The organism is Citrobacter sp. RHBSTW-00570 (assembly GCF_013739755.1).
GTDB lineage: Bacteria > Pseudomonadota > Gammaproteobacteria > Enterobacterales > Enterobacteriaceae > Citrobacter > Citrobacter braakii.
The window spans coordinates 3,101,495-3,112,198 of sequence record NZ_CP056399.1; the positions used below are offsets into that span (position 1 = coordinate 3,101,495).

13 protein-coding genes are annotated in these 10,704 nt (G+C 50.0%); 4 read left to right on the forward strand and 9 right to left on the reverse strand.

The window, feature by feature from the left end; translation table 11 throughout:
* Window positions 1-6: 6 nt before the first annotated feature.
* The 3 genes from HV237_RS14775 to HV237_RS14785 are packed head-to-tail and all read left to right on the forward strand — an operon-like array spanning window position 7 to window position 2,092.
* Window positions 7-1,014, forward strand: coding sequence for a fimbrial protein (locus tag HV237_RS14775; protein ID WP_047359330.1), 1,008 nt, complete (start codon window positions 7-9; stop codon window positions 1,012-1,014).
* A gap of 11 nt (window positions 1,015-1,025) precedes the next feature.
* Complete coding sequence (locus tag HV237_RS14780) at window positions 1,026-1,556, forward strand: fimbrial protein (RefSeq protein WP_047359331.1); 531 nt, start codon at window positions 1,026-1,028, stop codon at window positions 1,554-1,556.
* A gap of 14 nt (window positions 1,557-1,570) precedes the next feature.
* Entirely contained in the window at window positions 1,571-2,092 is a 522-nt protein-coding gene (locus HV237_RS14785; protein ID WP_047359332.1) for a fimbrial protein, read from the forward strand.
* Between the two features lie 56 nt (window positions 2,093-2,148).
* On the opposite strand, the gene fabF is transcribed toward HV237_RS14785, so the two are convergent.
* The 8 genes from fabF to yceD form a co-directional block, all read right to left on the reverse strand.
* On the reverse strand, window positions 2,149-3,390 hold the full coding sequence (fabF, locus tag HV237_RS14790; RefSeq protein WP_016152642.1) for a beta-ketoacyl-ACP synthase II: 1,242 nt from the start codon (window positions 3,388-3,390) through the stop codon (window positions 2,149-2,151).
* A gap of 85 nt (window positions 3,391-3,475) precedes the next feature.
* Entirely contained in the window at window positions 3,476-3,712 is a 237-nt protein-coding gene (gene acpP, locus HV237_RS14795) for an acyl carrier protein (RefSeq protein ID WP_000103754.1), read from the reverse strand.
* A gap of 155 nt (window positions 3,713-3,867) precedes the next feature.
* Window positions 3,868-4,602, reverse strand: a complete 735-nt coding sequence (gene fabG, locus HV237_RS14800; protein WP_016152641.1) for a 3-oxoacyl-ACP reductase FabG — start codon at window positions 4,600-4,602, stop codon at window positions 3,868-3,870.
* A 12-nt stretch (window positions 4,603-4,614) separates the two neighbouring features.
* Window positions 4,615-5,544: an ACP S-malonyltransferase gene (gene fabD, locus HV237_RS14805; RefSeq protein ID WP_046274754.1), complete on the reverse strand. Its 930-nt coding sequence runs from the start codon at window positions 5,542-5,544 to the stop codon at window positions 4,615-4,617.
* Window positions 5,545-5,559: 15 nt separating this feature from the next.
* Window positions 5,560-6,513, reverse strand: coding sequence for a beta-ketoacyl-ACP synthase III (fabH, locus tag HV237_RS14810; protein ID WP_016152639.1), 954 nt, complete (start codon window positions 6,511-6,513; stop codon window positions 5,560-5,562).
* Between the two features lie 77 nt (window positions 6,514-6,590).
* On the reverse strand, window positions 6,591-7,670 hold the full coding sequence (gene plsX, locus HV237_RS14815; protein WP_071601761.1) for a phosphate acyltransferase PlsX: 1,080 nt from the start codon (window positions 7,668-7,670) through the stop codon (window positions 6,591-6,593).
* Between the two features lie 122 nt (window positions 7,671-7,792).
* On the reverse strand, window positions 7,793-7,966 hold the full coding sequence (rpmF, locus tag HV237_RS14820; protein ID WP_003036242.1) for a 50S ribosomal protein L32: 174 nt from the start codon (window positions 7,964-7,966) through the stop codon (window positions 7,793-7,795).
* Between the two features lie 16 nt (window positions 7,967-7,982).
* Window positions 7,983-8,504: a 23S rRNA accumulation protein YceD gene (gene yceD, locus HV237_RS14825; RefSeq protein WP_003036239.1), complete on the reverse strand. Its 522-nt coding sequence runs from the start codon at window positions 8,502-8,504 to the stop codon at window positions 7,983-7,985.
* Between the two features lie 197 nt (window positions 8,505-8,701).
* Between yceD and HV237_RS14830 the strand changes: the two genes are divergently transcribed.
* Entirely contained in the window at window positions 8,702-9,286 is a 585-nt protein-coding gene (locus tag HV237_RS14830) for a nucleoside triphosphate pyrophosphatase (RefSeq protein ID WP_047359333.1), read from the forward strand.
* A gap of 91 nt (window positions 9,287-9,377) precedes the next feature.
* Here HV237_RS14830 and rluC read toward each other — a convergent pair whose 3' ends face one another.
* Entirely contained in the window at window positions 9,378-10,331 is a 954-nt protein-coding gene (gene rluC / locus HV237_RS14835; protein ID WP_049259723.1) for a 23S rRNA pseudouridine(955/2504/2580) synthase RluC, read from the reverse strand.
* Between the last annotated feature and the right edge of the window lie 373 nt (window positions 10,332-10,704).

The following is a 10,704-nucleotide window of genomic DNA, read 5'->3' on the forward strand; positions in this document are numbered from 1 at the left end:
TAATATATGAAGAAGCTATTAACCATTGTGACCCTGACTGCGAGTTGCTTATTGAATATTACACCGGCATTGGCAGATTATGTCTCCAGAGTCGACTGGGGTACCATGAATTATGCGCTTGCTCCTTTGCATATCCCTGCTGCGGTTGGTGGTGTAAGCGGCTGGACTGACAGAGGCTCAATTTTAATGTATACCCTCCCTTATAGTAATCGGGATGCCTATATAGACCTGACAGTTAATGGCACTCTGCTAGGTGATGGCGTTACTTGGGCTACGAATAATCCTGGTATCGGGGTGCAATATCTTGTTGCTGCTCCCAGCACATTAGGGAATGTCTTAAATTCTTTGGAAAGCATAACCGCACCTAACTATCCCCTGTATCTAACGAAGACTAGCGGTTCGGGAACATACAGTGTCGGCGGTTACTACCACCTCAAGTATCGCTTGGTCAGATTACTTGAAAAAGTACCTGCGGGAAAAGTAACCACTCTGCCAAATGTAACGCTAAACATCCATAATGGGTCTGCGACTGAAATAGCGTCACTCCCGAAAAGCTCCGGACTTATTCTGTCAGGTATATATTCAAACATTCCGATTGATGCATGTATTATTGCTGCGCCAAGCGAAATTAATCTTCCGAACTTATATGGCAATCAATTGCAAAATGGTGCACAAAACGTTATTCAAGCACCAAAAATTTCTTTAAATTCTTGCCCTGGCGCTGTTGATGGTATTTCTTATCGTTTCACTGCTGTTTATGGAACCCATAATGCAGCAAATGGTGTGTTAAACACCATGACTGGGCAAGGCTATGCAAGCAATGTTTATATACAACTGCAAAATACGGATGGAACACCGCATCCGGCGAATAGCGCTATTGCAATCAATAATTATGACGGTTCCGGTAATTATGACATCCCTGATTTTAAAGTGGGATATTTTATTGATAATACCGAAACTGTCACTGCCGGTATTGTAAAAACAGCTATTGAGCTTCAAGTAACCTATAATTAAAAGGACTGCGTATGAAAATTATCAATGGAAAAACAGCGACAATATTTATTCTGGCCTGCAGTGGATTATTTTCTGCCACCAGCCAGGCGGGCCAGGCTGTGAATATTGACATTACCGGGCAGGTTATCGCATCACCGTGTGTGGTTAACAGTAGTAATACTTCTCTTGCCGTCGATTTAGGTACGTCCATTCAAGCTAACGACCTCGCGACCGCCGGCAGTGCAACAGCATGGAAAGACGTTATCTTAAAATTAACCAACTGCCCGGCATCAACCAGCTCTTTCACTGTGTCGTTTGCTGGAACCGCAGACACAGACCCGGATTTCTACCAAAACACGGGCACAGCGACCAACCTCAAACTTGAACTCACCGATAATGTCGGTAACGCTGTATACAAAAATGGTGCTTCTCTTGCCAACGTCACGATTCCCAGTGCTACCCACGCCTATGACCTGGAAATGCGCGCCCGTGCAGTATCCAAAGGTAACGTGATGCCAGGTACTATCGTCGGCCAAGTACAAGCTACCTTTACCTACCAGTAATTCAGGATGGGAAAATGGTGCAACAGATAAACAAAGTGCTGCCTGTTTTGGCCTGTTTGTGGGCAGTAAGCGGCATACAATCCGTACAAGCTACGGACATCAATCTGAGTGGTACTGTCGTCGCTTCCGCCTGTACAGTGGATACTAACACGGTCGATCAGACGGTTAATTTCGAACAGGCGCGCGCCGTTGATTACCCTAATATCGGTGATACCAGTGAATGGCAGGACTTTGAGCTAACGCTTTCTGCCTGCCCTGCATCAACAACAAAAGTAACCGCCCTTTTCAGTGGCGAAGTAGACAATGACGATGCCACCAAGTTTGCGAATACTCAGGGTGATGCAAGCGGAATGGCATTGCAAATAATGACGCGAGATCATCTCACCGAGATCTCACCAGGAGCTGTTTATCAGGTTAGCATTGATAGCAGCCATAACGTCGTGTTTCCACTTTCAGCAAGAATGTACACGCCAACCGGCCAGGTAACAGCGGGTGAGTTTCGTACTACCGTACAGCTCACCTTCACCTATCAGTAAACACAAGAAAAAAAAGCGGAGCGCCTGGGCGCTCCGCTTTTTTGCAGTGTAAATAACTAAACGCGTTTAAAGATCAACGAACCGTTAGTCCCGCCAAAGCCGAAGGAGTTACACAGTGCGTACTCCAGACCACTAACCTGACGCGCTTCGTGAGGTACGAAGTCCAGGTCACAACCTTCATCCGGGTTATCCAGGTTGATGGTTGGCGGAATAGCCTGATCGCGCAGCGCCAGGATAGAGAAAATAGACTCTACCGCGCCCGCCGCACCCAACAGGTGTCCGGTCATGGATTTAGTGGAGCTTACCATCACACGACTTGCCGCATCGCCAAAGACAGATTTCACTGCCTGGGTTTCGGCTTTATCGCCAGCAGGAGTAGACGTGCCATGCGCGTTGACATAGCCGATCTGACCCGCTTCGATAGCCGCATCGCGTAGTGCGTTGACCATTGCCAGCGCAGCGCCCGCACCATTTTCCGGTGGTGACGTCATGTGGTAAGCATCGCTGCTCATGCCAAAACCAACGACTTCAGCATAGATTTTTGCACCACGCGCTTTCGCATGTTCGTACTCTTCCAGTACCACCATGCCTGCGCCGTCGCCCAGCACAAAGCCATCACGCTCTTTATCCCACGGACGGCTTGCCGCTTGCGGGTTATCATTACGTGTAGACAGCGCACGTGCCGCGCCAAAACCACCCACACCCAGCGGGGTACTGGCTTTTTCTGCACCACCCGCAACCATCGCGTCTGCATCGCCGTATGCAATGATACGTGCTGCATGACCAATGTTATGCACACCTGAAGTACAGGCGGTCGCAATGGAGATGCTTGGCCCTTGCAGGCCGTACATGATGGTCAGGTGACCTGCCACCATGTTAACAATCGTTGACGGAACGAAGAACGGGCTGATCTTACGTGGACCGCCATTCACCAAAGAGGTGTGGTTTTCTTCGATCAATCCGAGACCGCCAATACCAGAGCCGATAGCGGCGCCAATACGGTGAGCGTTCTCTTCCGTAATTTCGAGACCAGAATCCTGCATGGCCTGAACGCCAGCGACAATTCCATATTGAATGAAAGCATCCATCTTGCGCTGTTCTTTGCGCGAGATAATGTCTTCACAGTTAAAATCCTTTACTAAGCCAGCAAATTTCGTTGCATAGGCGCTAGTATCGAAATGGTCGATCAGGCTGATGCCACTCTGACCGGCAAGGAGAGCTTTCCAGGTAGACTCTACGGTATTGCCGACAGGAGACAACATGCCCAGTCCGGTCACAACTACACGACGCTTAGACACGGTTGTCCTCCAGGGAGGGAAAATAATTCAAGTGGGATAAAAAGATAAAACTCAGGCGGTCGAATGACCGCCTGGAGATGTTCACTTACGCCTGGTGGCCGTTGATGTAATCAATGGCAGCCTGAACGGTAGTGATTTTCTCAGCTTCTTCGTCCGGAATCTCAGTATCAAACTCTTCTTCCAGAGCCATTACCAGCTCAACGGTGTCAAGAGAATCTGCGCCCAGGTCTTCAACGAAGGAAGCATTGTTGGTTACTTCTTCCTGCTTAACGCCCAGCTGTTCGCCGATAATTTTCTTAACGCGTTCTTCGATAGTGCTCATACTCTTAAATTTCCTATCAAAACTCGCTTTCGCGATGGTTTTCGTAGTGTATAAAATGTTGAAAAATTTGCAACTAAATCCCGGCAGGTCTTACCACGATTTTACGTTATTTTGAGGGCATTCACCCTAATAACGCAAATTTTTTTATCTCGTGGTTAAACCATGTACATCCCGCCGTTGACGTGCAAAGTCTCACCTGTGATGTAACTTGCTTCGTCAGAAGCTAAAAATGCAACCGCACTGGCGATTTCCTGAGCGCCGCCAAGGCGACCCGCAGGAACCTGCGCCAGAATACCCGCACGCTGATCATCAGACAGCGCACGCGTCATGTCCGTTTCAATAAAGCCCGGAGCAACAACGTTTACAGTAATGCCACGAGACGCAACTTCGCGCGCCAGTGATTTACTGAAGCCGATCAGACCCGCTTTCGCCGCAGCGTAGTTTGCCTGACCCGCATTTCCCATGGTACCAACCACAGAACCGATAGTGATAATACGCCCATGACGCTTTTTCATCATAGCTCGCATTACCGCTTTTGACAGACGGAAAACAGATGACAGGTTGGTTTCGATGATATCGTTCCACTCGTCATCTTTCATGCGCATTAACAGGTTATCACGAGTAATCCCGGCATTATTGACCAGGATATCGACTTCACCAAATTCTGCGCGAATATTTCCCAGAACAGATTCGATAGATGCCGGATCGGTCACATTCAACATCAGACCTTTACCATTTGCACCTAAGTAATCGCTAATGGCCTGCGCACCGCTTTCGCTGGTTGCAGTACCGATAACTTTCGCGCCACGGGCAACGAGTGTTTCAGCAATTGCGCGGCCAATGCCACGGCTTGCACCGGTAACCAGCGCGACTTTTCCTTCAAAACTCATGGTCTTCCTCTTTTATTGCTCTAGCGCCGCAGATAATGCCGCCGGCTCATTCATTGCCGAAGCAGTCAGGGTGTCAACAATACGTTTCGTCAAACCGGTCAGAACTTTGCCCGGACCAACTTCATACAGGTGCTCTACGCCCTGGGACGCCATGAATTCAACGGTTTTAGTCCATTGAACCGGGCTGTACAGCTGGCGAACCAGCGCATCGCGAATAGCGTCTGCGTCTGTTTCGCACTTCACGTCGACGTTGTTCACAACCGGAACAGTCGGCGCGTTAAAAGTGATTTTTTGCAGTTCAACAGCCAGTTTCTCAGCAGCAGGCTTCATCAGCGCGCAGTGAGAAGGAACGCTGACCGGCAGTGGCAGAGCACGCTTAGCGCCAGCCGCTTTACAGGCTGCACCGGCACGTTCTACGGCTTCTTTATGCCCGGCAATAACCACCTGACCCGGTGAGTTAAAGTTTACCGGTGAAACCACCTGACCTTCGGCAGACTCTTCACACGCTTTAGCGATAGCAGCGTCGTCCAGACCGATAATAGCAGACATGCCGCCAGTGCCTTCCGGTACCGCTTCCTGCATGAATTTGCCACGCAGTTCAACCAGACGTACGGCATCGGCAAAACCGATAACACCCGCACACACCAGCGCAGAGTATTCGCCCAGGCTGTGACCAGCCATCAGCGCAGGTGTTTTACCACCCTGCTGCTGCCATACGCGATAAAGCGCAACAGAGGCAGTCAACAGTGCTGGCTGCGTCTGCCAGGTTTTATTCAGCTCTTCGGCCGGTCCCTGCTGAGTCAACGCCCACAGATCATAGCCCAGCGCAGCTGATGCTTCAGCAAAAGTTTCTTCAACAATTGGGTAGTTTGCTGCCATTTCAGACAACATCCCAACGGTCTGGGAACCCTGCCCCGGGAACACAAATGCAAATTGCGTCATGTTTAAATCCTTATACTAGAAACGAATCAGCGCAGAGCCCCAGGTGAATCCACCCCCAAAGGCTTCAAGCAATATCAACTGCCCAGCTTTAATACGCCCGTCGCGGACGGCTTCGTCCAGCGCGCACGGTACGGAGGCCGCGGAGGTATTGCCATGTCTGTCGAGCGTCACGACAACATTATCCATCGACATACCCAGCTTTTTCGCGGTTGCGCTAATAATGCGGAGGTTTGCTTGATGCGGTACCAGCCAGTCCAGTGCAGAACGATCGAGATTATTTGCTTCCAGCGTTTCATCAACGATGTGTGCAAGCTCGGTCACCGCGACTTTAAATACTTCGTTACCCGCCATCGTCAGGTGGATCGGGTTTTCCGGGTTCACGCGATCGGCATTAGGCAGCGTCAACAGTTCGCCATAGCGACCATCAGCGTGCAGATGCGTAGAGAGAATGCCGGGCTCTTCTGATGCGCTCAGTACAACCGCACCTGCGCCATCGCCGAAAATAATGATCGTCCCGCGATCGGTTGGATCACAGGTACGAGCGAGGACATCTGAGCCAACCACCAGAGCATGCTTCACTGCGCCAGACTTAACGTACTGGTCGGCAACGCTCAGGGCGTAGGTGAAACCGGCACAAGCGGCTGCAACGTCAAACGCCGGACAGCCTTTGATCCCCAGCATACTTTGGATCTGGCATGCCGCACTTGGAAATGCGTGTGTGGATGATGTGGTGGCAACCACAATCAGACCAATTTGTTCTTTGTCGATGCCCGCCATTTCAATTGCACGGTTTGCGGCGGCAAAGCCCATCGTCGCAACTGTTTCATTTGGCGCTGCAATATGGCGTTCACGGATACCTGTGCGAGTGACGATCCACTCATCAGATGTCTCAACCATTTTTTCCAAATCGGCGTTAGTACGCACTTGTTCAGGCAGATAGCTGCCAGTACCAATAATCTTCGTATACATGTACGCTCAGTCACTTTTTGGTTATATACCGCCACGAGCAAATCGCTGATACGTTGGCAGCATTCACAAACGCACGGTTATCTGTGTGCTCGCGAGTTTGCGTTTTCGCCACCGTCCAGCAGTTCGAATCCAGCTGGGTATACAGATTCCAGGCGAGCGGCAATTCGCTGAGGAACTTGTCGCTGCACCGCCTGCACTGCCTGTTCAATCGCGACTTCAAATGCTCGCTGATTGGCCGCACCATGACTCTTAATCACCGTGCCGCGCAATCCTAACAGACAGGCGCCATTATACTGGTCGGGGTTGAGGTGACTAAATCGCCTTGTCAGGCTTTTTTGTAACCAACGTTTTAATAACAGCAGCCACCACGACCGTTTTTTGCCCTCACCCTGAGACTTCAGCAGTGAAAGGAACATTCTGACAACACCTTCCATCGTCTTTAATGTGACATTACCTGTAAAGCCGTCACAGACCAACACATCAGTTTTGCCAGTCAGTAACTCATTGGCTTCAAGATAGCCGATATAATTGATAGAAGGGATTGTTTTTAGCACTGCAGAAGCATCCCGAATACTGTCGAGACCCTTGGTTTCTTCTTCACCGATATTGAGCAACGCAACACGGGGATTGGCAATTCCAACCACCTCTTCTGCCAGCACGGAACCCATGACGGCAAATTGCACCAACATCGTGCTATCACAATCCACGTTGGCACCCAAATCCAGCACCACCGTTTTGCCCTTTTGCTGATGGGGTAAAACCGTCACCAGCGCAGGACGCTCAATCCCCTCAAGGGGTTTGAGCAATAACTTCGCAAGTCCCATTAGCGCACCTGTATTACCGGCGCTCACACAGGCTTCCGCTCGACCTTCTTTCACGAGCTCCAGGGCAACGCGCATTGAGCTTCCACGACTGGCGCGAATAGCTTGCGAGGGCCGGGCATCACTGGCAATAACTGACTGAGCAGGGATAATCTGCAGACGTGAACGTTGTTCGAAGTCAGCTTTGGCAAGTAATGGCGTGATTGTATCGGGATCCCCGACTAAAAGAAGTGTGAGTTGCGAATTAGAATTCAGTGCCTGCAATGCTGCAGGCACTGTCACGGTAGGGCCAAAATCTCCCCCCATGACATCTAACGCCAGGGTTAGACGTGTCAAGGTATCGTCGCTGCCCGGTTAGGTGTTTCCCCAGTTACCCGGGGAAAGCCTCACTAAGCTTCATCACGCGTGTACTCTTTGTCTTTCTCACCGTAGTAGGAAAGTCATTGAGTCATGCGTGATTACTTAGCGATTACCTTACGGCCACGGTAAAAACCGTCGGCAGTGATGTGGTGACGCAGGTGTTGTTCACCAGAAGTTTTGTCTACAGACAGGCTGGTGACTGCGGTCAGAGCGTCATGAGAACGACGCATGCCACGTTTGGAACGGGTTGGTTTATTCTGTTGTACGGCCATGGACCTTACTCCTCAATTACTTACGCTTTAAGCTGGCTAATACGGCAAATGGGTTTGGTTTTTGCGCTTCATCAGGCAATTCGCCAAAGACCATGTCCGCCTCGGACACTTCACAGTGTTCAGAATCATGCACCGGAACTACCGGCAAGGAGAGGATAATCTCATCTTCAACCATTGCAAGCAGATCGATTTCACCGAATTCGTTAACCTCAATCGGCTCATACGCTTCCGGGAGTGCTTCAGCCTGCTCGTCAGAACGGACAGGACTAAAACAATATGTTGTGTGAACATGAAGTGGGAACGGTTTCCCGCAACGCTGACATTCGAGCGTAACCGACACCTTTGCATCACCGGTTATAACGGCAAGGCGCTGGTTATCGATAGCGAACGACATGGAGCATTCCACATCACTGTCCACACTGACTACAGAATCGGCGACACGCTCAACCAGATCAGAAGTATAGATACCTTCATAATCGAGGCGTTTCTGAGCCGTACGAACCGGATCAAGAGTCAGGGGTAATTTTACCTTTTGCATAGGGCGCGCATATTAACTTTGTAACGTCATATAGTCAAAGAAAAAGGCAGCCTGTGGTTGCCTTTTGCCAATAATTCGCACACATTGCGGGTCATCGACTTAAAATCGCTCAACACAAGCCATTACAGCCAGCTTGTAGGACGAAGTCCATAGTTTAAAATGGCTCTCATCAATACGCTATATGCGAGGGAAAAAATATGCCTCAACTTATTCTTGCTTCTACCTCTCCCTGGCGTCGCGCTTTACTAGAAAAACTGGCAATCCCGTTCGAATGCGCAGCACCAGAGGTTGATGAAACGCCGTTACCAGGCGAAGCCCCCCGGCACTTAGTCTTGCGACTGGCGCAGAATAAAGCGCAATCTCTCGCCCACCGTTATCCATCGCACCTTATTATTGGTTCCGATCAAATTTGTGTTCTCGATGGTGAAATAACCGGCAAACCGTTAACAGAAGAAAATGCACGCCAGCAGTTACTCAAAGCCCGTGGCAATATTGTGACGTTTTATACCGGACTGGCGCTGTATAATTCTGCGACCGGACATTTACAAACTGAAGTTGAACCGTTCGACGTCCATTTTCGTCACTTAAGCGAAACGGAAATTGAAGATTACGTGCGCAAAGAGCGCCCGCTGCATTGTGCCGGTAGTTTTAAAAGCGAAGGATTGGGCATTGCACTTTTTGAGCGCCTGGAAGGCCGCGACCCAAATACCTTAATCGGTTTGCCGCTAATCGCACTGTGTCAAATGCTGCGACGAGAAGATATGAACCCGTTAAAAGCCTGACGGGTTGACGGCTGTTTAGGCCTAATCCTGTAGGCCTGATAGGCACAACGCCATCAGGTCTACAGGTAATGCGCGATAATATCAATGCGCATCAGCCTTTACTGCGTAACACCTCGAGGCAGCGCTTCAATTGCTTATCCATTGGTGCTTCAATACGCATTACTTCACCCGTCCCCGGATGAGTAAATTTCAACGCTGCGGCGTGCAAAAAGAGCCTGCTCAGCCCGGTATCCGCCAGTTGCTTATCGAACTCACGATCGCCATAGCGGTCGTCAAAGGCAATCGGATGTCCGGCATATTGCGTATGCACGCGAATCTGGTGCGTGCGTCCGGTCACGGGACTGCAGCGCACAAGCGTAGCAAACGCGTAACGCTCTTCCACTTTAAAGCGTGTTTCCGATGGTTTGCCTTCCTGATTCACCCGCACGATACGCTCGCCGCTTTGCAGAATATTCTTTAACAGCGGGGCCTGCACGGTTTTGACATGGGACTGCCACTGGCCGCGTACCAACGCGAGGTAGTCTTTCTGCATGCCTTTTTCACGCAGTTGTTCATGCAACGAACGCAAGGCAGATCGTTTTTTGGCCACCAGCAGCACGCCGGAGGTATCCCGGTCGAGGCGATGCACCAGCTCAAGGAAACGCGCTTCCGGGCGCAGCGCACGTAAGCCTTCAATGACGCCAAAGCTTAATCCGCTTCCACCATGCACGGCCGTACCTGAAGGCTTGTTAAGCACCAGAATGTGGTCATCTTCATATAAAATGACATCGGTCAGCGCCGCGACCTTCTGCAAATTCGGTGAAATGGCCTCTTCTTCACGTTCAGCGACACGTACAGGTGGAATACGCACAATGTCCCCGTCTTCGAGTTTGTACTCGGGTTTAATGCGTTTTTTGTTCACCCGCACTTCGCCTTTACGCAAAATGCGATAAATCATACTTTTCGGCACACCCTTGAGCTGGGTGCGCAAAAAGTTGTCGATGCGTTGCCCTGCTTCGTCGGCAGTAATGGCAACTGTTTTTACGGCTGGAGTCTCTGTTTTCATGGGGGCCGATTTTAAATAGCCATCAAGATTCGCGCCACACATTTTTCTATGCTTATATTAACTGCTATACCTTATTACTTAAGTTTGACATAGCCGATTTGGTGGTTATTAAAGCAATCACTACGCGGAAGTGAAAAAACTGTGAGTAACCGGGTGATAAATGGCAAAAGTCATCTTGCTATAACAAGGTTAGCAGTGGAATAATGAGGTTGTTTCCGTGTTGAATCTTGTTAAAACAAGACCTTTTCCGGAATGACCCAATTTTGCCCGACCGATCATCAACGCAGCAATGGCGTAAGACGTATTGATCTTTCAGGCAGTTAGCGGGCTGCGGGTTGCAGTCCTTACCGGTAAGTGCTCTATAGATTTCGCG

Bases quoted from the DNA above. Each gene is read 5' to 3' on its own strand.
- HV237_RS14830 (WP_047359333.1), top strand. From the start codon at position 8,702: ATGCCTCAACTTATTCTTGCTTCTACCTCTCCCTGGCGTCGCGCTTTA.
- rluC (WP_049259723.1), bottom strand. From the start codon at position 10,331: ATGAAAACAGAGACTCCAGCCGTAAAAACAGTTGCCATTACTGCCGAC.
- HV237_RS14780 (WP_047359331.1), top strand. From the start codon at position 1,026: ATGAAAATTATCAATGGAAAAACAGCGACAATATTTATTCTGGCCTGC.
- yceD (WP_003036239.1), bottom strand. From the start codon at position 8,504: ATGCAAAAGGTAAAATTACCCCTGACTCTTGATCCGGTTCGTACGGCT.
- fabH (WP_016152639.1), bottom strand. From the start codon at position 6,513: ATGTATACGAAGATTATTGGTACTGGCAGCTATCTGCCTGAACAAGTG.
- acpP (WP_000103754.1), bottom strand. From the start codon at position 3,712: ATGAGCACTATCGAAGAACGCGTTAAGAAAATTATCGGCGAACAGCTG.
- fabG (WP_016152641.1), bottom strand. From the start codon at position 4,602: ATGAGTTTTGAAGGAAAAGTCGCGCTGGTTACCGGTGCAAGCCGTGGC.
- HV237_RS14775 (WP_047359330.1), top strand. From the start codon at position 7: ATGAAGAAGCTATTAACCATTGTGACCCTGACTGCGAGTTGCTTATTG.
- fabD (WP_046274754.1), bottom strand. From the start codon at position 5,544: ATGACGCAATTTGCATTTGTGTTCCCGGGGCAGGGTTCCCAGACCGTT.
- HV237_RS14785 (WP_047359332.1), top strand. From the start codon at position 1,571: ATGGTGCAACAGATAAACAAAGTGCTGCCTGTTTTGGCCTGTTTGTGG.
- rpmF (WP_003036242.1), bottom strand. From the start codon at position 7,966: ATGGCCGTACAACAGAATAAACCAACCCGTTCCAAACGTGGCATGCGT.